The following is a 24,071-nucleotide window of genomic DNA, read 5'->3' on the forward strand; positions in this document are numbered from 1 at the left end:
GATTAAAAATTTACGGTTAACCCTAAAGAAAGCACTTTTAGCATCGGATAGTTATAGCCGTCTCCGCTGGTACCGCCACTCAAATCACGGTCTGAACCATATATATTGGTTACATCTGTATCCTTTGTCCATTTGTACATAGGCGACCAGGTCCACAGGTTTTCTGCAGAAAAATAGACTTTGATATCGGTGGCATGTATCCCCGATACCAGGCTGTTTGGCAAAGTATAGCCTACCTGCAGGTTGCGTAAACGGATATAAGCAGCATTTTGCAGAAAGCGGTCATTGGGTATATTCAATGCCCTGCCGGTTCCCTGCGCAATATAGCCTACCAGCCTGGGCAGGTAGGCATCAAAGTTCTGGAGATCTTCCCTGAACATGTTATCCTGCTGCCAGCGCGGGTACGAATTATAAGGGCGGTTGTACTGGCCCCAGAAACGCGCTTCGGGAGAAGGATAGTAATCCTGCTTCAGCACACCCTGGAAGAAAACGGATAAGAAAATACCGTTCCAGTCACCATTGAGATTGAATCCATATGTATAGCGCGGTTCTTTATTGCCGATAATGGATTTATCGCCGGAATTACCCACCCGGTTCAGCCCCTGGTAAATCTGGTCATCCCCATCTAAGTTTTTAAACTTGATATCCCCTACATAGTTTTTCCGGGTATTGGTATTGGGAATATTCTTCTGTGTAGGAGATTTAGCAATCTCTTCTTCGGAACGAAATAAGCCTTCTACCTGGTAACCCCAAATGTCCCCTACACGCTGACCTACATAATAATCTGTAAGATTCATTTCGGGGTTGTTGTATTTTGTAATGATAGACCGGGAGTCGGCCATGGTAATGCGGGCATCATAATTAAACTGCTTATCAGCCAGCATAAAATTATCCATCCATTTAACGGATATTTCCCACCCGGTCGTTTTCAAATCGGCGTAGTTGCCTTTTGGAACGGAGGTTCCATAAATAGCCGGAACTGTAGGTCCATTGGTAAACATATCGCTTGTCCAGCGCCGGTACAGGTCGCCCACAAACTGCAACCTGTTATCCAGGCTTGAAAAATCCAACCCGATATTGCCCGTAGTAGATGATTCCCAGGTAAGACCGGCAGGAACAACATTGGGCTGACCGGTTCGCTGCGGGCGAATCCCGTTAAGGATGCGGCCTGACTGGGAGATAGAAAAGTTTTCGGTAAACGAATACGGGTTTATGTTCCCGTTACCCAACGACCCGTATGAAGCACGAAGCTTTACATTCGACAATACCTTTGGGTTTACCTTCCAGAAAGATTCCTGTGAAATGCGCCAGCCAACAGACGCCGATGGGAAAAACGCCCATTGTTCGTTGGAAGGGAATTTGGAGGAACCATCATAACGACCACTTATTTCGACAAGGTAACGTCCTTTAAAATCATAATTCACGCGAAAAAAGCCGCCGGCAATAGCCCATTTCTGGTAACCGCCACTTGTTATAATACTTTGTCCCAACGCCAGGCTAATGTCATCTGCATCTTCATAAACAATACCATTACGCCGTGCCGTCAGGTTTTTATACAGCGACTGCTCATAGTTATAGCCCACCAAAAAATTGAAGTTGTGCGCATCGCTAAAAGATTTTATATAATTGGCATACACGTTGGTAGCAATATATTCGGTAGTCTCCCGGCGCTCCTGTATATCATTGGTATTGGTGCCGGTGTATCCAATCACTCCTTCATAGCGGCTGTACGGTACCTGAACCCGGTTTTGTTGCGATCCCAGGTCGGTGCTCTGAAAAGTGAAATCACTGCGCAATGTGAGGCTTTTTTCAAAAAACTCAGCTTTGGCCGATGCCCTGTTCTTCAGGAAACGCTGCGCGTTATCAATCCCGTTCCTGCCAATGTATTGATCACCTACTGTGTAAGCGGCCGGAAAGGATAATGTTCCATCCGGGTTCAATAAGGGCGCCAGGGGATGTCCTTCATCGGCTATATTTCTCCAGATACCGCTGCCTTCACCCACATTCAAAGGCTGGTGGTAATTCATCCTGGAATACTCTGTATTATTTTCTACCTGCAGCCATTCTGTAAGGCGAACACTTCCTTTGGCCCGCAGGTTATACATGCTATATTTATCCGAATTGTACCGGAAAAGCCCATCCTGGCCATTATAGCGGCCGCTTACATAGAATGTCGTTTTATCGTTACCACCAGACAAGGTAAGGTTGTGATCCTGTGCAAAAAACTGCTTTTTATACAATTCCCTGTACCAATCCGTACTATAGTAATACTCGTATTGACCAGTTGATGGATTTACTTCAATCCTTGGTAAGGAAGGATCTTCCCAGCGCCTCTTTATTTCGGCAAGATAGGCTTGTGAGAATGGTAAAGTTTTATTTACTGCTGTGGGTGTATTGCCATTGTCATTCCACCTCGACCATGCATCACTGAATCCCTGTGCCCAGGGATAAGAATCGGTAATATTGTCGGGTACAGCAGTAGGCGATTTTACCGAAACATTGGTTATATAGCTGATGGAAGTTTTGCCCTTAGACGCAGATTTGGTGGTAATAAGCACCACTCCAAAAGCCGCACGGGCTCCGTAAATGGAAGCCGAAGAAGCGTCTTTCAATACGGAAATGCTTTCAATATCATTGGGGTTCAGCATCCGCGGATCTCCTTCTACCCCATCAATCAAAATCAAAGCACTACCACCCTGCCCAATGCTTGTGGTACCCCTGATATTGAAATCAGGTGATTGTGTTGGTTTTCCATCCAGCATCCGGATATTCAGGTTAGGCACAGCCCCTACTAAGGCCTGGGAAATATTGCTTACAGGCCGGTTTTTTAATGTTTCAGGCGTTACCTGGTCTACAGCTCCCGTTAAATTTATTTTTTTCTGGGTGCCATATCCTACCACTACTACTTCTTCCATTTTGGCATCTACAGGCTTCAGCACAACATCAAATGAGCTGCGCCCGGCTATAGACATTTCTTCTTTAATGTATCCCACGTATGTAAATTCAAGGATACTGTTTTCCGGTACGGAAAGGCGGAAGAAACCATTGATATCCGTTTTGGTAGCTGCTCCGCCGCCTTTCACCTGCACGGTTACTCCCGGCAGGTACTCACCGGCGCTGCTCATAACCCGCCCGCTTACATCTGCATTGGGCGCCTGCGCATTTTCGTGAATCGGTGGAATCAAGGTTCCGTCTTCATTATGTGCGCCGGGAACGGGAAATTTTAAAACATCCTTCCGGATCACGATCTTATTGTTTGAAACAATATAATACAGCATGTAGGGCTGCAGTAATTCGGAGAGAAATTCGCCCAGCGATGTTTTTTTTGCCGTGATATTAACCCTGTCGGCGGGATCAATAATGTTAGTGGCATAAAAGAACTGTATATCATTTTGTCGTCCAATCCTTTCCAACGCGTCAAACAAGGTTTCATTTTTGAGTGAAATGGAAATTTTTTTGTTGAGGATTTCCTGCCCCCTGGCATTTTTTGCCGACAATGACATAATGGAACCGCATATAAAAGTTATGGCAAGGAGAGAGAGGCGCATAAGCTTGAGTATTACAGGTATAGTCCTGCCTATACAATTTTTTTGCATATTTTTACTGAGTTATATGTTAGAGATGCGTAGTGTCCGTTGGCTTTCCACAACTTTCGGGCTACTACAATTTTTGGTAATACGTATAATTTTATGCCCGGATATTTGCAGTATCCGGGTTTTATTTATACTAAGTAGGGTGGCTATGTAATTGTTTCATAAGCATGTTACAGGTTTATTAAAAATGATAATTTGATTGGTGATGCCGGTGGTGTATTTCAGCAGCTTTATTCAGGGCATCCTTTGCCATTAATAAGAAACTCATTATTGTTTTTCCGGAGGCTGCCATTTACCGCGATAGCAACGGGCTCTAATATACCCTGAAGGTCATCGGTAACATAAAAATTTGCCGTAACCTTACATTCCTTTATCGCTTCGGCAACCTGAATATCTGCTCCAAAGTACTCCTGCAGATCATCTATCAGTTTCTGCAACCTCTCATTTTTATATACAAACTCACCTTTTTTTCGTTTCAGCATATTGGGCGCAGCAACAGTATCCGCATCTTCTTTAATAAACCTGTCGGTGTTTTTATCAAACACAGCCTTTTGATTGGCAGCTATTTCTATGTTATCCGTTTTATTTTTCAACGCACCCAGGTTGCTGATCTTTACCTTACCTGTTACCACCATTACCGCAATGTTTTTCTGGTTGTGATAAGCCTGAATATTGAATGAAGTGCCCAGCACTTTTGTCTGAATATTATCACTCGTTATAATAAATGGATGACTGGCATCGTGCGCCACTTCAAAAAAAGCTTCTCCCGAAAGCTTTACTTCCCTTGTATCGCCTTCAAAAACAGAAGGATATTCAAGCAATGTAGAAGGGCTTAACCAAACCTGCGTACCATCGGGCAACTGAATGGTTTTTCTTTGCGCCGTTCCCGTATTCACCTCAATTGTCTGCGTATTTTCAACTTGTTTAGCCAATTCATCTTTCCCATCAAATTTGTAATTAACCAGGTAAGCCGCCAGCATACATACTATTACTGAAGCGGCAGCAATGCTTATCCGCCGCAGCCTGTATCTTTTACTCGCCACAGGTATATACATGCCGGGATTGTCTTCCTTTCCCAAAATGGACTGCAAAATAGTTTCACCGGAATCTACAGGCAGTTCCATTTCTCCATGGGTTTCAGCTATCATACTGTTGATTAATGATTTTACTGCTTCATCATTATCTTCCTGCTTTACCAACCGCATCAGTTCCTCTTTGTCCATTGGCGTATATTCCTTATTTATATACTTATGAAATAAATACGCTAACCTGGAACTGGGCATATAATTTTTTAAAAATTAAAATATGGGTTAAACAGACTGCATTTCTTTAAGAGACTCTTTTATTGCAAAAAAGGGTTAGTGTCGCCGCAATTTTATTACAAAAAATAAAAAGCAATCAATGCCATTGCGGGACTATCCATATGAGCAAGACAATAAGCGCGGATATTTTTCATGGCTTTGGCAAGGTGTATTTTCACGGTTTCCGGGGAGAGGTTTAAAAATGCCGCAACCTCTTCTTTTTTATACCCCTTTTCTTTAATGAGATGATATACCTTATTTTGCTGAGGCGGCAGGGCATGCAATGCCTTTTTTATAATCGTTTCCGTTTCTTTTAATAATATTCTTTCTTCTGCATCATTGGTAAAAAAATAAGCCGGGTCAATCTCACTGATCCCGCGGCAGGCACTTACAGCCTTGCGCTTAAATAATGTAAACATGTGATTGCGGGCAACAGTGTAAAACCAGGCACTAAAATGTTCTACGCCGGGAAGGTCCTTTCTTTTTATCCACAATTTCATGAATATTTCCTGCACTGCTTCTTCGGCCATGGCAGGCGATTCCGTGAGCTTATATGCTATCGTGTAAATTTTATTTTTATAATAATTGAACAGGCAGGTAAAAGCATCCGCATCGTTATGGGCAATACGTAAGAGCAATTCTCTTTCATTATGTAAACAAGCAGTCAGCAATCTGTTGGAATTTTGGGGTGAAGCAAAAAAACATTGCTGTAATCCTGTACAATATTAACAAACAATACATTGCTTTTGCCAGATTTTATTTTTTCTGTTTGGTCTGCAAATATATCAGCCCAATGTTAATACAATATTATTTAGCAAAAGAAAACATGTAACAGGTTGAAGTCACACAAACAAACCCCATTCATCTTCATATTCATCTTTTCTAAATGTGGCCACCCATGTTTTAAACAACTCGCGGAAGATATCCATTTCCCGTTCAATAGCTGCCGCATATTCTTCTTCGCCTGCGCCCACCATTGCAGTAAAATTAACCTGCTCCATTAATTCGCGGCAGTTATTGCGAATGATGGAAGCGTTTTCCATTTTCGATACATACTCATCAATACCTGCAGCACCTATAATTTTAGGCGCTACAATAAACAGGTTTTGCCAGATGAGCTCTTTATTTTTTTCGGCGTGATCGTATTCTTTTGAATCCTGCAGGGTTTCACAATACGATTCAACAAGCAAAAAAATATCTCTCCATTTGTTGTATAAATTTTTCGCCGCTTCAAGCTGGGTAGCCATTTTCCACTCCTCTCCTTCATACCGGCGTTGCAGCATGCGGTGATCATCCCATTCGGGCAAACTATGCATGTCGGTAATATCCATATACCACTATTACTGAAGTTAGATCATTTGATCGCTGATGCCGTAAATCTAAAAATCAGAAAATCAAAAATACTATAGAAATATCTCCGCAATCTCTTTCCAGCTATTAACTCTTTCATATCCTTTTTCACCGGTATTGTGCGCCGCGCTGTATAAATAGGGCTTGCCCTTAAAATGAACAAGGTTACGCGTATGATCATCAATCATATAATCGCCTGCAATCATGCGTTTATCCCCGCAAAATACCACTTGCCGCCAGGTTAAAAAAGGCAGGTGCTCATTCAGCCAGTCTAATTTGTCGTTTAAAGAATTGGGGAATTCCATTGCTGCTGATACAATAAATACCTCGTATCGCTCATTCAGTTGTTTTATCACTTCCACGCATCCCTCCATTACAGGCAGGTTTCTGAAAAATCCACGGCTGTACAGTCTTTCCCGTATAACCATTATGTGCTGCTCAGGAAAACCGGTCTGCCACGATCCTTTCATTTTAGTATAATCCACTTCCAGGCCATATTCCTTTTTATACCAGGTAATCATTGCACCCATTGTATCGCACATCACTTCATCCATGTCAATAATTATTCTTTCCATATTTATGCTGCTATAAGATACAAATTAGTTTACCTATATTCAACTTTTACCATTCAGTTCCTCTTTCAAAAATATGCCGGTATAGCTTTCGCCGCATTCAATCAATGCTTCCGGCGTTCCTTCAAACAATATTCGCCCACCCCCGTTGCCGCCTTCTGGACCAAGATCAATAATGTGATCAGCAACCTTAATTACATCGAGATTGTGTTCAATAACCAGCACGGTGTTGCCCCTGTCAACCAGTTTATTCAATACAACAAGCAGATGCCGGATATCTTCAAAATGCAATCCTGTGGTGGGTTCATCTAAAATGTAAAAGGTTTTGCCGGTATCTCTTTTTGCGAGTTCGGTTGAAAGCTTAACCCTTTGCGCCTCACCGCCACTGAGCGTAACCGCATTTTGTCCTAAAGTTATATACCCCAGCCCCACCTCCTGCAACACTTTTATTTTACGGTACAGGTAAGGCACGTTCTGAAAAAATTCAACCGCTTCATCTACCGTCATATCCAGCACATCACTGATGGATTTGCCTTTATAGCGTATTTCCAGGGTTTCCCTGTTGTACCGTTTACCCTGGCATTTTTCACAGGGCACATACACATCCGGTAAAAAATTCATTTCAATTACCCGCATACCGCCGCCTTCGCACACATCGCACCTGCCGCTTTTTACATTAAAAGAAAAACGCCCCGGATTGTAACCCCGTATTTTGGCTTCCGGCACCGAAGCAAATAACTGGCGGACCTCTGTAAAGAACCCGCAGTAGGTAGCCGGATTGCTTCGCGGCGTTCTGCCTATAGGCGACTGGTCAATTTCAATTACCTTATCAATATGCTCCAGTCCTTTTACAGATGCATACTGGAGTGGTTGCATTCTTGAACCATAGGCATGCTTACTCAGAATCGGATATAAAGTTTCATTGATAAGCGTTGATTTCCCACTGCCGCTCACCCCTGTTACCACAATAAATTTCGCCAGCGGAAGCTTTACATTCACGTTTTGCAGGTTATTGCCATTCGCGCCTTTTAACTCGAGTGTTTTTCCATTGCCCCGCCTGCGTTCCTCCGGAATTTTAATATACCGGTGACCGTTAAGATAGGAAGAGGTTAATGTATCTAACTTTAGTAATGCTGAAGGTATGCCCTGCGCAACTATTTTTCCGCCGTGAAAACCTGCCCGGGGGCCTATATCTACCAGGTAATCTGCTGCCAGCATAATGTCTTTATCATGCTCCACCACCAGCACGCTGTTGCCAATATCGCGCAGGTTTTTTAAAGCCACAATCAGCCGGTGATTGTCGCGCTGGTGCAATCCAATAGAAGGCTCATCTAATATATAAGTTATGCCCTGCAACTGCGACCCAATCTGTGTAGCCAGCCTTATCCTTTGCGATTCGCCCCCGCTCAGCGTGCGTGAAGGACGGCTGAGCGTAAGATAAGTGAGACCTACATCCAATAGGAAACCCAGCCTTTCCCTTATTTCCTTTACCACGTCTTTGGCAATGGCATTTTGTTTATTAGACAACCTTTCTTCAATTCCTTCAAACCATTGCACCAAAGCATCCAGGTTGAATTCACATAATTCCGCAATGTTTTTGTCATCTACTTTAAACCAAAGACTTTCTTTTTTAAGGCGGGCTCCATTACAGGCATCACAGCTTTTCAATTCCATGAATTTTTCTGCCCATTGCTGTATGCTTTCACTTGCGCTGCCGGTAAACCATCTTTTTAACTGGTTAACAATGCCTTCAAATGTTGTCGCATATACCTGTCCGTTACCACTGGTATCATCAAAATTAAGATTCATTTCCACGGGGCCGGCTTCGTCTCCGTATAGCAGCAGGTTCATTGCTTTTTCCGGCAGATCTTTTACCGGCTTATCAAGACTGAATTTATTTTTTTTAGCGAGTTGCTGCACCTGCTTAAAAACAAAGGCTTCTCTTTCTTCGCCCAAAGGAGCAATAGCGCCTTCATTAATACTACGGTTATGATCAGGTATTACTTCATTCATATTTACCTGGTATACCGAACCCAATCCTTTACATACCGGGCATGCTCCGTATGGAGAATTAAAAGAAAAACTATTGGGGGATGGTTCTTCATAAGAAATGCCCGTGTCTTCGCACATGAGCATTTTAGAATAGGAAGCTTCCGGCGCTGATGTTTTTGAGCCTGCATCATTAACGGGACTTACAAACAGCAGGTCTTTTCCCAAACGCAATGCCTGCTGTACACTCTGGCTGATGCGTACTTTAAATTCATCATCTGCTTTCAACCGGTCAATCACCACTTCTATATCATGAATTTTATAACGGTCAACCTGCATTTTAGGAGCCAGATCCTTTATTTCACCATCCACTCTTACTTTTAGAAATCCTTTTTTGCGTATTTCTTCAAACAGTTCACGATAATGTCCTTTGCGTCCCCGTACCAATGGAGCCAGGATAGAAATTTTTTGTCCTTTGAAACGCTTAAAAATGTTTTCCACGATCTCCTCCTCACTCCATTTTACCATTCTTTTACCGGTATTGTAAGAATAGGCTTCTCCTACCCTTGCATACAGCAATCGCAGGAAATCGTATACTTCTGTTACTGTACCTACGGTGGAGCGGGGATTTTTATTGGTGGTTTTTTGCTCAATAGAAATAACAGGCGACAATCCCGTGATCTTATCTACATCGGGTCTTTCCATATCGCCGATAAACTGCCTGGCATAAGCGCCAAAGGTTTCCATATACCGGCGTTGCCCCTCGGCATAAATGGTATCAAATGCCAGCGATGATTTGCCGCTTCCACTGATGCCTGTAATAACCACCAGTTGATTTTTAGGAATGCTGATATCTATATTTTTGAGGTTATGCACCCTTGCGCCAAATACCTCTATATATTCATGCTCTGATGCCGCAGTATCAATAGCAGGTACTGCTTTTTGCTTTGCTTTTGCCATAAAAGATAGCGAAGATACTAAAAAAAGTAGCAAATCCCCTCACCTTCTTTTCTTCTCCACAGCGGAGGCACGGTACAGCAGAACAGTTCCGAACATTTTATTCTACCACATCAGCTTTAGAATATATCCTTGACCTTATCCTTACGTTATTTACATTTCCACACCAGCTTTCCGTTCGCCAAGATAAGCCCCGCCGGAATGATTCTTCCGCACGCACGGATGACACCCGTCGGACGGAGTATGGTATCCGGAAGGAGCTGGCAAGTCTGCACATTTATCGTACTTCCACATTCTCAAATTTCAAATCTTAAATCTTAAATTCTCTCATCTCATCATCTTGAACACCACTGCATGCTTACCACTCCACTTATTTCTAACCAGCGAAGGAATTTCAATGATCGTATTGCCGTTTTCTACTTTCCATTTGAGCTTTGCGCCACTGCCCAGTAAACTGATCTTAGCTTTGGCGGGGGCTTCAAATTTTTGCAAAGTCACTTGTGCCGGAAGTGCAACATCATCTTTATCTGATAAGTAAAAAGCGTATTGCGTTTTTTCATCATCAGCCTGGGTAAAATGTATATTGCCCGATTCATATGGCGCTAATGGTTTGGAGCCATGTATCGCTTCGCCATTTATTTTCATCCATTCGCCAATTTCCTTTAATCGTGCATAGGCTACCGGATCCCAGTCGCCATCCGGGCCGGGACCAATATTTAACAATAGGTTCCCACCACGCGATACGATCTGTATAAGCATGTGGATGATTTTGTGCGCAGACTTATATTCATCGTTGGGCACATAGCTCCAGGAGTTGCCCATGGTTATACAGCTCTCCCATGGATAGGGCAATAATTGATGTGGTACTTCCTGCTCGGGCGTAGTGTAATTTTCATAAGGACCTGTTACGGTTCTGTCTACAATTAATAAACCGGGCTGATAGCTTCTTGCCATTTCAGCGATCCGTTTCATATCTATATCCTGGTTGGTTTTTATTCCCCGCTGCCATTCTACTGTGGTATCCACTGTAGACAGTGGTCTCACCCAACCGCCATCTAACCAAAGGATATCCACTTTACCATATTCGCTCATCAGTTCTTTGATCTGGTTATAGGTAAAGTTTTTAAAAGATTCCCATCGCTTAGGATATTTGGTGGGTTCATAATTTACATTTCTGTCTTTGGGCGGAAAATAAGGCCACCAGTAATCTTTGCTGTGCCAGTCGGGCTTGGAGAAATAAGCGCCGATGGCAAAACCCTGTTTCCTGAATGCATTAAAAATTTCTTTGGTTACATTGCTTTTCGGGTTTTTTGAAAAGGGCGTTTTACTGTCTGTAATCTTATAATCGGTTTCTTTGGTATCGAACATACTAAAACCATCGTGGTGCTTGGTGGTGAAGATCATGTATTTCATACCTGCATCTTTGGCAGCGTTCACCCATTTTTGCGGATTGAATTTTACAGGATTAAAAGTGGTTTGCAGGTTTTCATATGCTTTCACATATTCAAAATAATTTTCAGCGTATGGTCCTCTCCGTTGTGTCCATCCTTCATCTTCCGGACAAATGCTCCAGCTCTCCACAATGCCCCACTGGCTGTAGGTTCCCCAGTGCATAAACAAGCCGAATTTCATATCCTGCCAGCGGGCAATGCTATTCAGCACAGCGGTATCGGTTGGCTGAACATATTTTTTGTGCTGGGCGGTTGCCGAAATATAACCGGCAAATAATACAACAGTAAATAAAAAATATCTCATCTCGTATATGTTGTTTAAAATGGAGGGAAATCGGTAGCGGTCAAAGATAAAATTAAAAAGGACAAGACCGCAAATTCCAACATATAGATAGATTTACATAGAGTTGGGTTTACTTTTTCTCTTAACACATAGGATCATAGGCACATAGGTACACATAGTTTTTCTTATTCTTTCTATTGTGTTCCTGTATTTCTACTGTGTCTATGTGTTTTTCCCTTCTTTGCAGGACGCATTTTCAGGAATAATATTTTATATTGCGTTTTCATTAAAAATTATCATAACCCATGAGCAGTCAGAAAAGAAGAACATTCCTTAAACTTTCGGGTATGGCAGTTACCGCAGGCGCTTTGCCATTCAATATTATCAATGCAACGCCTGCTTATAAAAAGATGAATGCGGATACGCTTAAAGTAGGGTTAATCGGCTGTGGCGGACGCGGTAGCGGAGCAGCCAGCCAGGCTTTAACTGCCGATCCCAATGTAGTGCTGCACGCTATGGGAGATATATTTAGTGACCAGTTGGAAAAATCACTTAACAATCTCAAAGAAATACATGCCGATAAAGCAAATGTTAGTCCTGAACACCAGTACATAGGATTTGACGCCTACAAAAAAGTACTGGCATCGGGTGTAGATGTAGTGATATTGGCTACGCCTCCGGGGTTCCGTCCTTTGCATCTTGAAGCCGCTGTAGAAGCTGGTAAACATATTTTTTGTGAGAAACCGGCTGCTGTTGATGCACCTGGTATAAGAAGGATACTGGCAGCCGCCAAAAAAGCAAAAGAAAAAAACGTGAGTATTGTTTCAGGATTTTGCTGGCGTTTTCATGAACCTAAAAGAGCCACTTTCGGAAAAATTGTTGATGGCGCCATCGGGGAAGTATCGGCCGTGTACAATACATATAATACAGGCGCCACCTACAGAAGCTGGAAACCCGAAAATCCACAGCTTCAATCGGCTGAATGGCAGTTAAGGAATTGGCCCTTTTTCAACTGGCTTTCGGGTGATCATATTGTAGAACAGGCGGTACATAGCGTAGATATGATGAGTTGGGCTTTTGGCGACAAATTGCCTTTAAATGCCATAGGCACCGGTGGACGCCAGGTGAGAACGGCTCCGCAATACGGGCATATCTTCGATCATTTTGCCATTACATACGAATATCCCGGTGATGCAAGAGGATATCATTTCAGCCGCCAGCAGGCAGGATGCCAGGGCGGTTACGCTGCAGAAGCCTGGGGTAGTAAAGGCCGGGCCGTTGCAGATGTTTCACGTAACCTGCATGAAATAAAAACAGGAAAAAAAGTGTGGACATACAATGGCCAACAAAATGATATGTACCAAACGGAGCACAATGAATTATTCGCCGCCATACGAAAAGGCAATACCATCAGCCAGGGAGAATCCCTTGCCCATAGTTCCATGCTTGCTATTATGGGCAGAATGGCCGCCTATACCGGTAAAAAAATTACATGGGAGGACGCATTGAATTCAACCGAACAGTTAGGGCCACCTGCAGATACGTATAGCTTCGACCTGGCAATTCCTGTAGCTGAAGTAGCTATGCCAGGCATCACCCCATTCAAATAATGTTTATGCAAAGAAGAAATTTTATCAAAAACACCGCATTGTTTGCGGCTGCAACAACGATTGGCGTTCCTTCCATAGCAGAACCCAAAGCCCTGAAGCCTAAAATTAAAAAAAGCCTTAAGATTGAAATGGTGAAAGAAGGCAACACCATAATGGACAAATTTAGGCTGCTGAAAGAACTGGGTTATGATGGTGTGGAATTGAGCTCACCACACAAATTTGACCATCGCGAAATATTAGAAGCAAAACAAAAAACAGGATTGGAAATTCCGGGGGTTGTAAATTCCCAGCATTGGAAATTACCCTTGTCGCATCCGGATCCTGCAATCCGGAAACAATGTTCTGATTCGGTTATTGAATCCCTGAATGATTGCAAAATGTATGGCGGCACAACCGTGTTGCTTGTAGCCGGTGTTGTAAATGAAAAGATCAGTTATGCCGATGCTTATAAACGCACCCAGGAAGAAATAAAGAAATTATTGCCGCATGCCGAAAAAACCGGTATTAAAATAGCCATTGAAAATGTATGGAATAATTTCCTGATCAGTCCCATTGAAGCGGCACGTTATGTAGATGAGATCAACCATCCTTTGCTGGGCTGGTATTTTGATATTGGCAATATATTGCGCTATGGCTGGCCCGAACACTGGATTGAAACGTTAGATAAACGCATTATGAAATTAGATGTGAAAGAATACAGCCGCAAAAAACAAAATGATGAGGGGCTGTGGAAAGGTTTTGATGTGGAGCTGATGGAAGGCGACAACAACTGGCCCGTAATCATAGAATCCCTTGAAAAAATTGGTTACAATGGCTGGGCTTCCGCAGAAGTGCCGGGCGGGGACAGGGAAAGGCTTAAAGTGATCATTGACCGGATGAATAAGATATTTGGTTGAGATTAAAATCCGGTCGGCACCCGAGGCAGGAGGGTCAGACCTCTTTTCAAAAAGCACCAAAAGACAAATTACAAGAAACAAATAAATCTCAAATCCAAAATCCGGTAGAAGCTATCGGCCGTCAGCTATCAGCAGTACAAAGCAGGAGTATTCCTCCTATGGTTAGTAGTTACTCACCTGGTGCCTGACTGCTGATAGCTGATCGCTCTTTAATGAAAGAACAAATATCCCACAGCGATGGCGGTAATAACCCCGGCAAGATCGGCCAGTAACATTACAGGAATAGCGTACCTTGTATTTTTGATAGCAACCGCTCCGAAATAAACCGCCACCACATAAAAAGTGGTATCGCTGGTGCCCTGAAATATGCTGGAGAGCCTTCCAATAAACGAATCGGCGCCATGGGTATTCATCGCATCCACCATCATACCCCTGGCACCGGCACCACTCAACGGCTTCATGAATGCCGTAGGCAGCGCCTCCACGAAATCAGTATTCATACCCAGGAGCGTAAACAAATGACGAAACCCTTCTGTAATATAGCCAAATACACCTGAGTTGCGCAGTACGCTTATAGCTACCAGCATGGCAATAAGATAGGGAATAATGCGGACAGCAATTTCAAATCCTCCTTTAGCGCCCTCCACAAAAGCATCAAACATATTTATTTTCTTTCTCCACCCACCCAATAAAAAAGCAAGGAAGATCAGTAAAATAATTCCACTGCTTAAGGTAGAAGAAAATAGTTCAAGACTGCTTTGACTAAGCGTGGTAAGATACCATACAAGCGCTGCTATTAAAGCAGATATCCCTCCTATCCAGGCCAATATCACCGGCTGAAACAAACGGATCTTCTGCCGGAAAGACACGATCAGCAATGCCGCCATCGTTGCCGCAAACGTTACGATCATACAGGGAACAAATATATCGGTTGGATTGGCGGCAGGCACTTTTACGGAAGCACGCATGGCCATTACACTTACCGGTATTAATGTTAGCCCGCTGGCATGCAAAATTAAAAACATGAGCTGCGAATTGCTGGCTGTCTCTTTATTGGGATTAAGTTCCTGCAAACTTTCCATCGCCTTAATTCCGAAAGGTGTGGCGGCATTATCCAATCCGAGCAGGTTGGCCGAAAAGTTCATCATCATATGCCCCGTGGCCGGATGGTTTTTGGGTACTTCCGGAAACAGCTTTGAGAAAAAAGGAGCCACCAGCCGGGAAAGAAAATTTATAGCTCCTGCCTTTTCACCAATCTTCATAAAGCCCAGGAACAGCGACATAATACCCACCAATTTCAGGGAAATATCAAAACCATCATTGGCCGATTTGAATATTCCATCAACCAGCAACTTAAGGATTTCCATGTCTCCTAAAAAGGCCCACTTGATGAAGGCAATGACAAAAGCCAGCAGAAAAAAGGCCATCCATATGTAACTCAACGCCATAGTTGAAGATAAATGGTAAAATGTAAATAGCAAAAAATGATATAACGTGGCTGCAGGGTACAGGTTACAGGTTACATGGAGGAAAGTGAAATTGCATTAGGCTTTGTATTGAAATTTCTTTGGTTCTTGTTATTTGTCATTTGGTTCTTTTCATCCGATTTAGAGCTTTCAGCTTCGGATTTGAAATTTCCCTCCGGAATGCTACCTTTGCCGCCTTTAAAAAAGGCTGAAGCCAAACAAGCGGCCTTGCAATTAAAAATCAAACATGGCATTACAAGCAGGTATCGTAGGGTTGCCCAATGTGGGAAAGTCAACTTTGTTCAACGCATTAAGCAGCGCCAAAGCTCAGGCTGCCAATTTTCCTTTTTGCACCATTGAACCCAATGTGGGTGTAATTACGGTTCCCGATGAAAGACTGATAGAACTCGAAAAATTGGTAAAACCACAGCGGGTAGTGCCCACTACTGTTGAAATTGTAGATATAGCCGGGCTGGTAAAAGGCGCCAGCAAAGGAGAAGGATTGGGTAACCAGTTCCTGGGCAATATCCGTAATACAGATGCCATCATTCATGTGCTGCGCTGCTTCGATGATGATAATGTGATACATGTGGACGGCAATGTAAACCCTGTAAGAGATAAGGAGATTATTGATACCGAACTGCAGTTAAAGGACCTTGATAGTGTAGAGAAAAAAATAAGCCGTACTGAAAAAATTTCCCGCACCAGCGGAGATAAGGAACAGGTAAGAGGACTGGAAATTTTGCAGCAATTAAAACAACACCTGGAACAGGGTAAAAACGCAAGATCATTTAACGTAAGTAAAGAAGATAAGGAAAAATTTATTGCCGATACTTTTCTGCTCACACTTAAGCCCGTTATTTACGTTTGTAATGTAGATGAGAAAAGTGTAATAACAGGAAATAAACATACGGCGGCTGTGCAGGATATGGTAAAAGATGAAAATGCCGAAATATTGTATGTTAGTGCTGCCATTGAAAGCGAAATAGCAGTAATGGAAAGTTATGACGACAGGCAGATGTTCCTGGAAGATCTTGGACTGCATGAAAGTGGGGTTACAAGGCTCATCCGCTCTACCTATCATTTACTGCACCTTATTACTTATTTTACAGCAGGCGTACAGGAAGTAAGAGCGTGGACCATTACCAGGGGCATGCTGGCGCCGCAGGCTGCCGGTGTAATACATACCGATTTCGAAAAAGGCTTTATCCGTGCTGAAGTGATCAAATACAATGACTTTATCCAGTACAAATCGGAGGCGGCCTGCCGCGATGCCGGCAAATTAGCCGTCCAGGGAAAAGATTATGTAGTAGAAGACGGGGATATCATGCACTTCAGGTTTAATGTATGATGAGAAAGTGGTAAACAGTAAGTAGTGAGTGGTAAGTTTAGTTGCGTTTGCGTTCATTATCGCTCTGCCTGATGGTTTCCAGCAAGGCGGAAAGTTCTTTTACGAGCGATGGTTTTTTTACAGCAAGATTATTCTTTTCACCAATATCGTTTGAAAGATCATACAATTGCGGCTGCATGGCATTGCCCAGTTCAATATTCACATCATTATTTTTCGCAGCTCCGGATTTGGGTTCGATATATTTCCAATGGCCCTTTACAACAGAAAGCGCATTGGCCTGTTCAACAATATAAGGCCTGCCTTTTTTAGACTTACCGAGTAAAGCTCCAAGCATATCAAAACTATCTGTTGCCTCATCTTCTGCCAGCGATTGCTTCGTAAGCGCCGCAAAGGAAGCCAGCATATCAACCTGGCTGAACAAGGCATCTGATACTGTTCCTGCAGCTATAGCAGCCGGCCATCTCACTATAAGCGGCACCCTTGTTCCGGCCTCAAAGGCACTGTATTTTCCACCCCGCAAATTCCCGGAAGGGCGATGTTTGCCCAATTTCTCAACAGCGTTGTCCTGGTAACCGTCATCCACTACCGGCCCGTTATCGCTACTGAAAATTACAATGGTGTTCTCCGATAAACCCAGGCTGTCGAGCGTTCGGGTAACCTGCCCTACTGTAGCATCTAATTGCAGGATCACATCGCCCCTGTCGCCCATGCTGCTTTGCCCCGCAAACCTGCTGTGCGGCGTTCGCGGCACATGGACATCATGCGTTGTTAACAGCAGGAAAAAGGGCCTGGACTGGTGCTGAATAATAAATTGCTTTGAATGGGATGCCAGCTCATCTGCTATGTCTTCATCTTTCCATAAGGCGTTTTTGCCGCCGGTCATATAGCCGATACGGCTGATGCCGTTTATGATCGTTTGATCATGGCCGTGAGAAGGCTTCAGCTTCAGCAGTTCAGGGTGATCTTTACCCGTAGGCCAGTCTCCCACCTTTTCTTTATAGCTCACCTGTATCGGATCCGCCGGGTCAAGTCCTGCCACGTAATGATTTTCTACATACACGCAGGGAACCCTGTCAACCGTGGCGGGTAAAATAAAAGAATAGTCGAATCCAATTTCCCTGGGACCAGGTTTTATTTCACCATTCCAGTCCGGGCCTTCAGGACCTCCCAGTCCTAAATGCCATTTACCTATAATGGCTGTTTGATAACCCGCTCTCTTAAGAACAGCGGGAAGTGTAATCTTATCAACCGGTATAATCAGCGAAGCATTGCCCGGCGCTATGCCGGTTCCTTTTTTCCGCCAGGCATAGGTACCGGTCATCAATGAAAACCTGGAAGGCGTGCAGGTAGCGGAAGTGGCATGCGCATTGGTAAAACGAAGCCCTTGTTTGGCCAGCTTGTCAATATTGGGTGTCTGAATTTGCGTAGCGCCATAACAACTCAGGTCACCATAACCCAGGTCATCGGCATAAATCAATACAATATTAGGATTCTGCTGGGCAAATATGCTCTTCAATAAAAACACTGCTGCTACAAGGAGAATGCCTTTTTTCATCTGTTGTTGTCTTTATACGGAGAAGAAATATTTAATTTAATGATACAACAGCGGCCGTTCTTCTGCCTTCCCCTTTTATACCTGTAAGATCATCCCCCAATTCTTTTCTATACCGGTCAGCTATCGTACTCAGTTGTTCTACCACTTCAGGATGTTGTGTTTTTACATCCAATGTTTCGCCAGGGTCTGTACGCAGGTCGTACAAAGCCAGGTGAACAGAATCGCTGGCATATTTGCCCGGCCAGCCATCGGTGCCCATTACCGTTTTTTTATAGGTTTGTGAAATGCACGGAAAAACCAGTTTCCATTGTCCCGCTCTAATACCCTTCAAATTATTCGCATCGTAGTAGTATGCAAATTCATTCCTTGGATTGGCTTCATTATTATGCCGCAGCAAGGGCAGGATATTTACACCGTCAATTTTACCGGCCGGTTGTTTGGTCTTACATATATCCGCAATAGTGGGCAGCAGGTCAATGGTGGAAGCAATATTGTTACAAATGGTTCCGGCAGGTATAACTGCGGGCCAACGCATGATGCAGGGTACTCTTTGTCCGCCCTCCCATGCGGTTCCTTTGCCTTCCCGCAACCCGGCCGTATTGCCGGCATGATTACCAAAAGTGAGCCAGGGGCCATTATCACTGGTAAAAACAACCAGGGTATTCTTTGCCAATCCCTGTTCATCAAGGGTACGCATGATTTCGCCAACGGACCAGTCTATTTCTTCTATCATATCGCCAAATAATCCTGCTCCGCTTTTCCCTTTAAACGCCGGGGATGCGGCAATGGGCACATGCGGCATGGAGTGTGCAAAATAGAGGAAAAAGGGGCGGGTTTTGTTTTGCTTTATAAATCGTATAGCCCTTTCCGTATACAAACCGGTTAACTCCGCCTGGTCATCTGATGTTTTAATTTCCCTGATCTTTTTATTGCCATCCATAAGGGGTAAAGGAGGAAAGCGGGATTTACGATTAGCCGTATCCGTTATTGGCTTTCCATCATAGTTTACCGGCCACATATCGTTGGAGTAAGGAAGTCCAAGCCATTCATCAAAACCCTGCTGCAGTGGAAAGAAGGGTTCTTTTTGCCCCAGGTGCCATTTGCCCACGATACCTGTTCTGTATCCCTTTGCTTTCAACAATTCTGCGATCGTTTCTTCTTCGGGATTGAGCGCTATCTTACTCCAGGGAAAGAGGGCGCCGTGAATGCCGATCCTGTTGGGATAGCAACCCGTAAGCAATGCAGCTCTTGAAGCGCTGCAAACCGCCTGGGCCGCATAGAAGTTGGTAAAGCGCATACCCTGCACCGAGAGTTTATTAATATGGGGTGTATGATATGGGAATCCACCATAGCATTCAAGATCACCATAGCCCATATCGTCCATAAAGATGATAATGATGTTTGGCTGCGCATTATTGTGCTGCGCTAAACCGGAAAATGGCCGGAATATGAATACAAAGGAAAGCAGGAGGAACAGAAATTTCAACAACCGGGAATTGAACAATTGCTTATTCATACAATATTGATTCTGGTTAAAAAATTCATTTTCTGCAACATTAACCTAAATCAAAAATACTGAAAGCAGGTTGCGAATGTTTGAATAATACTTATAAAAATAAACCCCGACGCCATTTATCTGAGGCACCGGGGCTTTTTTTAGTGTGTGTTTTTTAAATAACGCAGCAGCTTAGAAAACATTGTATGCAAAGTTCACATAATATAATCCCCCTATTTCAGGGTTACCAAATCCATTCATATAATATTTGTTCAACACATTGGTAGCGCCCAGCTTAACCAGCGAACCGATAGCCGGAAACCGGTAACCTATCATAGCATCCATGGTAAAAAAAGAAGGAACCGTACCGGTTGCAAAATCGCCTTCCCATAAGAAATCTGTTTGCCAGCGCCCGGTAATATTAAATACCACGCGTTTACTTTTTCCAAACCCGGCATGTCCCACACCAAAATTGATACGGTGATCGGGCGTATTAAAATTGGCAATGAAATCGGCAGGTACATCACCCAGTTCATCGTGAAAATAATTGGCAAAAGCAGAAAGTCCGCTGCTTAAACGGTAATCCAGACCTATGCCATAACCTGATGTTTTTACTTTAATGGGATCAATTTTTACATCGCCTCCACCTGATGAAGACATGGTAGCCGCATTTTCTACAATGGAATAGATCTGGTTTTGCTGGGGAGAGACCTGTCTTGCTACCAATGTTCTTCCTATAAAATTGTCGTACTGGCCTGTATAATAATATACATCAACCAATAATTTTTTTGCTATCAGCCCTTTATACCCTATTTCATAGGAAGCAACACTTTCCGGTTTTAATTCCCGGGGATTGTAGTTACCCAGCGGCTGCGCGTTATTATCCAAACGTACTGAAGTTTGAGCGTTCAGGTTGGGACCAGGTTTGCCTCCCGGCAGGGTAGCATCGTGTATCCAGGGTAATCCGCCAATCAAAAATTGTCCGCCGCCTATTTCCAGGTTGATGTATTGCTGTTGTGTGGAAGGAAAGCGGTAAGCGGTTTGATAGCTCAGGCGAACATTGTGATCATCTGCCAATTTCACTACAGCCGAAGCCCTTGGAGTGAACCGTCCTTTGAAATTATCGTTCTTATCGTAGCGTCCCGAGACGCTTAAGGTTAAACGATCGTTGATCAACTTTTTGGTAAGCTGGCCGTAAGCGCCGTATTCATTAATAGCAATTGGTCCTTCATAGTCAATGAACAAGGTGCCTTTTGAATTCAATACATACTGTTTCCATGATGCGCCAATCACCAGCTCAACAAATGGAATCACCTCTTTAAAATTATATTGCCCTTCTGTCATCCACAGATCGCTGCGGTCTAAAAATAATCCACCTGTGGGTATAGGAGTAGAGCGTACCTGGTCGAACAATTGTTTAAACTGCGCAGAGCCTGCTGCCGGGCGGCCCTGATCGGCAAAGGCCCGTGCGGCAGCATGTGCGGCGGTTTCATCGGCTCCTGCTCCCCTCGCCTGCACAAAAGCAGCCACATATTCGGGGAACCATTGTGTGCTGGGCTTCCATGCTTCATTTAAACGACGGGCGGTTATGGTAGCATTATAGGCTTCGCCCGCGTCTTCCTGTGTGGTATAACCGCGTACGAACCAGCTTTTACTCCGCAGTTCCAGCTTATACTGTCCTATTTTAGCATCTTTCAGAGAATACCTGTCGCTTCCGGTATATACAGTACTCCCGGTTCCGAAATAGCCGGTAAGCGAAGCTTCAAGGTTTGAGGTAATTTTATAATGCAGGCTTCCCGTTAATTTAAAATTTACGGTGTTGGGATTTACCATATCGCTTTCCGCGTAACCCGTACGCGATGCGCTGGCTTCCGGAATAATATCATTTCTTAAGCCAAAATAAAAAGGAACCATGTTGGTAACCGGGCCCTGCAAGGCTTCCGGCAGGGTCCCGATAAAACCTCCGATTTGAGCCGGTGTTGCATTGGGAGGCAATACCGCATTCATGATCTCAACAATATCTACCGTGCCACCTGTTGCCGCCAGCACGCCCTGCTGTGTTTGACCCTGTACCAACTGCGCAAGACTCTTCATGCTAAATCCATTATCCCGCATATTGGTTTCATCGCCATATACATTTATACCATCGTAATTGGGATCTGTTTGCCGGTTACCAGGTAATGTTTTGCGGGTAAGCCGGTCATAATCCTGCGTACTATTGGCAATCCAGTCTTTGGCCTGTACCAACTGAAAGCCCACTTTAAAGGCGAATTTATTATTAAAGGCTTTAGCCCAGCGTGCCGACCAGTCGTTATACCAACCGGGATCACTGCGCTGGCTTTTGTCTACATGATTCATCCCGGTTTTGACCTGAAAACTCAGTCCCTGGTATTTAAAAGGATCTTTACTATTGATAAGCAATGTGCCGTTCACACCTCCTGATCCGTATAATGCCGATGAAGCACCGGGTAACAATTCCATATTGTCAACATCCAGTTCAGTAAGCCCTGTAAAATTCCCTACGGGAAAATTAAGTCCCGGCGCCTGGTTATCCATCCCATCAACCAACTGGTTAAGCCGGGTATTACCGGAGAAGTTAAATCCGCGGGTACTCGGTGTTTTAAAAGTGAGCGATGAGGTAGTAACGTCAACGCCCTTTAACTGAGCTACCATGTCGTAATAGCTGGTGGCGGGTGTATTGCGGATATTGGCCGCGCTTAGTCTTTCAATGGTTACAGGCGACTCCATAGCTTTTGTAGCTGTTCGGGTGGCCGCAACCACTATCTCTTCACCGAGTACGGAGGAAGGTGTAAGTTCCGCTTCAACAGGATCTGTTCCTGTAACCTGCAGTTCTTTTGTTTCGAAACCAATAGATGAAAAAACCAGGGTTAGCGGCAATGGTTGGCTGGTGGTTAATTTAAAATTACCCCTCGAATCGGTAAAAGTACCTTCGGTAGTTCCTTTAATGATTACAGAAACGGCACTTACAAATTCCTTGCTGTTATTATTCCTGACACTGCCAGAAACAATAACGTTTTGTGAAAAAGAAGGAAGTGTGTAAAACAATAATGACAAAGCAGTTACGTAGCGGTAAGTTTTTTTCATAATAAGCAAATTGGTGAAAGATGTTATTAGCAAATTAACGATTGTTAGTAGATATCAAAAACTTTACCGGCTTTTTTAACTAACAGTTTTCCGCCTATCTGTATACCATTATGGATTACGCGGGGATATATTTAGAAGCCTGCGTTTCCATGTTCGTTCCCTGTATCGTGGTAACAAAAGCAATGACGAGTTGTTATAATAAAAACAAACAGGCTTTATTTAAATTAGTCTTCTAAAAATTTCTTTTTGTTAAAAAACTTTTCTATGTTTAATACCGGTTTAAATCTGTGCCCACTTTAATTCTGCTTACTTTACTCCACAAGTATAGTACCCATATTTAAAATCCAATTATTAAAATCTTATCCCAAAGCATTTTTTAATCATTCTGCTGCATAGCATATCTATGCAAATCCAGTTATCCCCATTGCTTACACCATCCTCCAATATCCAATATGCAATGTATGACCAGTCTGCAGGAAAGATTAGTATACAGCAAACTTTACAAAACTGATCCAATATATTTTGAAACCACATGGTGCTTAAGACCGAAGTAGCGGATTTTTCAGACAATCTATTATCCATCTAATAAATTCTCTATGAAAAGTTTTTCTGGGAATACCGTTATTATACCCACTCCCGGGTATTGCAGCCGGAAGTTTGGCCGGGCTAAAACTTTATTAATCATCGCTATTCTATTCTTTTCTCCCGGTATATATGCATCCCACAATTATCCCCTGTCTTTACCGGAACAAGACCTGAACTGGCAATTGGATAAAACGGTTAATGGCGTGGAATTTTTCTATGCCCTGTCTGCATGTAAAGGCAGCGATGCCGTATTTCTGAAATTGAATAATAAGAACAAATACCCGGTTGAAGTATCCTGGAAGGAAACTTTTCAAACACAGGTAGAAAAAGATGCTAAAGGAAACGGAGACAAGAAAAAAATGATTATTCAGTCAGGCGAAACATTTGAAACGGACTGCATTAACCCAATTCATAAAGAATTGGTTGTTCTTGCTTCGAAAGCCGTTCCCACATATGTAGCAGTAATTTCTAAATTCAGTTATAAAGACGTTGCCGTGACTAATGCCAACTAA

At 43.4% G+C, this 24,071-nt stretch carries 15 protein-coding genes; 4 read left to right on the top strand and 11 right to left on the bottom strand.

Annotated elements, in window-relative coordinates; all coding sequences use genetic code 11:
- Positions 1-2: 2 nt before the first annotated feature.
- From FRX45_RS16335 to FRX45_RS16365, 7 genes are all read right to left on the bottom strand, one after another.
- The gene (locus FRX45_RS16335; protein ID WP_226805418.1) at positions 3-3,596 is read right to left on the bottom strand and encodes a TonB-dependent receptor; all 3,594 of its coding nucleotides are present in this window, start codon (positions 3,594-3,596) and stop codon (positions 3-5) included.
- 227 nt (positions 3,597-3,823) lie between these two features.
- Positions 3,824-4,876 (bottom strand): FecR family protein, encoded by a 1,053-nt coding sequence (locus FRX45_RS16340; RefSeq protein ID WP_152269526.1) that lies wholly within the window; start codon positions 4,874-4,876, stop codon positions 3,824-3,826.
- A 95-nt stretch (positions 4,877-4,971) separates the two neighbouring features.
- The gene (locus FRX45_RS16345) at positions 4,972-5,532 is read right to left on the bottom strand and encodes an RNA polymerase sigma factor (RefSeq protein ID WP_193311740.1); all 561 of its coding nucleotides are present in this window, start codon (positions 5,530-5,532) and stop codon (positions 4,972-4,974) included.
- Between the two features lie 204 nt (positions 5,533-5,736).
- The gene (locus FRX45_RS16350; RefSeq protein WP_152269528.1) at positions 5,737-6,225 is read right to left on the bottom strand and encodes a hypothetical protein; all 489 of its coding nucleotides are present in this window, start codon (positions 6,223-6,225) and stop codon (positions 5,737-5,739) included.
- Between the two features lie 72 nt (positions 6,226-6,297).
- Positions 6,298-6,819 carry a 5' nucleotidase, NT5C type gene (locus FRX45_RS16355; protein ID WP_152269529.1) on the bottom strand — a complete coding sequence of 174 codons (522 nt, stop codon included), beginning with the start codon at positions 6,817-6,819 and terminating at the stop codon, positions 6,298-6,300.
- A 39-nt stretch (positions 6,820-6,858) separates the two neighbouring features.
- Complete coding sequence (uvrA, locus tag FRX45_RS16360) at positions 6,859-9,765, bottom strand: excinuclease ABC subunit UvrA (protein ID WP_152269530.1); 2,907 nt, start codon at positions 9,763-9,765, stop codon at positions 6,859-6,861.
- Between the two features lie 324 nt (positions 9,766-10,089).
- Positions 10,090-11,517 carry an alpha-L-fucosidase gene (locus tag FRX45_RS16365; RefSeq protein WP_152269531.1) on the bottom strand — a complete coding sequence of 476 codons (1,428 nt, stop codon included), beginning with the start codon at positions 11,515-11,517 and terminating at the stop codon, positions 10,090-10,092.
- 284 nt (positions 11,518-11,801) lie between these two features.
- Here FRX45_RS16365 and FRX45_RS16370 point away from each other — a divergent pair, with 284 nt between their 5' ends.
- Complete coding sequence (locus FRX45_RS16370) at positions 11,802-13,106, top strand: Gfo/Idh/MocA family protein (RefSeq protein WP_152269532.1); 1,305 nt, start codon at positions 11,802-11,804, stop codon at positions 13,104-13,106.
- 5 nt (positions 13,107-13,111) lie between these two features.
- Entirely contained in the window at positions 13,112-14,002 is an 891-nt protein-coding gene (locus FRX45_RS16375; RefSeq protein ID WP_152269533.1) for a sugar phosphate isomerase/epimerase family protein, read from the top strand.
- 209 nt (positions 14,003-14,211) lie between these two features.
- Here the strand turns inward: FRX45_RS16375 and FRX45_RS16380 are convergent, their stop codons facing one another.
- The gene (locus FRX45_RS16380) at positions 14,212-15,450 is read right to left on the bottom strand and encodes a nucleoside recognition domain-containing protein (RefSeq protein ID WP_152269534.1); all 1,239 of its coding nucleotides are present in this window, start codon (positions 15,448-15,450) and stop codon (positions 14,212-14,214) included.
- A gap of 265 nt (positions 15,451-15,715) precedes the next feature.
- On the opposite strand from FRX45_RS16380, the gene ychF reads away from it, so the two are divergent.
- On the top strand, positions 15,716-16,819 hold the full coding sequence (gene ychF / locus FRX45_RS16385; protein WP_152269535.1) for a redox-regulated ATPase YchF: 1,104 nt from the start codon (positions 15,716-15,718) through the stop codon (positions 16,817-16,819).
- 37 nt (positions 16,820-16,856) lie between these two features.
- Here ychF and FRX45_RS16390 read toward each other — a convergent pair whose 3' ends face one another.
- From FRX45_RS16390 to FRX45_RS16400, 3 genes are all read right to left on the bottom strand, one after another.
- Positions 16,857-18,374 carry a sulfatase family protein gene (locus tag FRX45_RS16390; protein WP_152269536.1) on the bottom strand — a complete coding sequence of 506 codons (1,518 nt, stop codon included), beginning with the start codon at positions 18,372-18,374 and terminating at the stop codon, positions 16,857-16,859.
- Positions 18,375-18,405: 31 nt separating this feature from the next.
- Positions 18,406-19,890: a sulfatase family protein gene (locus tag FRX45_RS16395; protein WP_152269537.1), complete on the bottom strand. Its 1,485-nt coding sequence runs from the start codon at positions 19,888-19,890 to the stop codon at positions 18,406-18,408.
- A gap of 171 nt (positions 19,891-20,061) precedes the next feature.
- Entirely contained in the window at positions 20,062-22,974 is a 2,913-nt protein-coding gene (locus FRX45_RS16400) for a TonB-dependent receptor (RefSeq protein WP_152269538.1), read from the bottom strand.
- A gap of 596 nt (positions 22,975-23,570) precedes the next feature.
- Between FRX45_RS16400 and FRX45_RS16405 the strand changes: the two genes are divergently transcribed.
- Positions 23,571-24,071, top strand: a complete 501-nt coding sequence (locus tag FRX45_RS16405) for a hypothetical protein (RefSeq protein WP_152269539.1) — start codon at positions 23,571-23,573, stop codon at positions 24,069-24,071.

Source organism: Agriterribacter humi (assembly GCF_009192765.1).
In the GTDB taxonomy this organism is placed as follows: Bacteria; Bacteroidota; Bacteroidia; order Chitinophagales; family Chitinophagaceae; genus Agriterribacter; species Agriterribacter humi.

What these genes read in the sequence shown, in the direction of transcription:
- FRX45_RS16335 (WP_226805418.1), bottom strand. Translation starts at nt 3,596, where the DNA reads ATGCAAAAAAATTGTATAGGCAGGACTATACCTGTAATACTCAAGCTT.
- FRX45_RS16340 (WP_152269526.1), bottom strand. Translation starts at nt 4,876, where the DNA reads ATGCCCAGTTCCAGGTTAGCGTATTTATTTCATAAGTATATAAATAAG.
- FRX45_RS16350 (WP_152269528.1), bottom strand. Translation starts at nt 6,225, where the DNA reads ATGGATATTACCGACATGCATAGTTTGCCCGAATGGGATGATCACCGC.
- FRX45_RS16355 (WP_152269529.1), bottom strand. Translation starts at nt 6,819, where the DNA reads ATGGAAAGAATAATTATTGACATGGATGAAGTGATGTGCGATACAATG.
- uvrA (WP_152269530.1), bottom strand. Translation starts at nt 9,765, where the DNA reads ATGGCAAAAGCAAAGCAAAAAGCAGTACCTGCTATTGATACTGCGGCA.
- FRX45_RS16365 (WP_152269531.1), bottom strand. Translation starts at nt 11,517, where the DNA reads ATGAGATATTTTTTATTTACTGTTGTATTATTTGCCGGTTATATTTCG.
- FRX45_RS16370 (WP_152269532.1), top strand. Translation starts at nt 11,802, where the DNA reads ATGAGCAGTCAGAAAAGAAGAACATTCCTTAAACTTTCGGGTATGGCA.
- FRX45_RS16375 (WP_152269533.1), top strand. Translation starts at nt 13,112, where the DNA reads ATGCAAAGAAGAAATTTTATCAAAAACACCGCATTGTTTGCGGCTGCA.
- FRX45_RS16380 (WP_152269534.1), bottom strand. Translation starts at nt 15,450, where the DNA reads ATGGCGTTGAGTTACATATGGATGGCCTTTTTTCTGCTGGCTTTTGTC.
- ychF (WP_152269535.1), top strand. Translation starts at nt 15,716, where the DNA reads ATGGCATTACAAGCAGGTATCGTAGGGTTGCCCAATGTGGGAAAGTCA.
- FRX45_RS16390 (WP_152269536.1), bottom strand. Translation starts at nt 18,374, where the DNA reads ATGAAAAAAGGCATTCTCCTTGTAGCAGCAGTGTTTTTATTGAAGAGC.
- FRX45_RS16395 (WP_152269537.1), bottom strand. Translation starts at nt 19,890, where the DNA reads ATGAATAAGCAATTGTTCAATTCCCGGTTGTTGAAATTTCTGTTCCTC.
- FRX45_RS16400 (WP_152269538.1), bottom strand. Translation starts at nt 22,974, where the DNA reads ATGAAAAAAACTTACCGCTACGTAACTGCTTTGTCATTATTGTTTTAC.
- FRX45_RS16405 (WP_152269539.1), top strand. Translation starts at nt 23,571, where the DNA reads ATGAAAAGTTTTTCTGGGAATACCGTTATTATACCCACTCCCGGGTAT.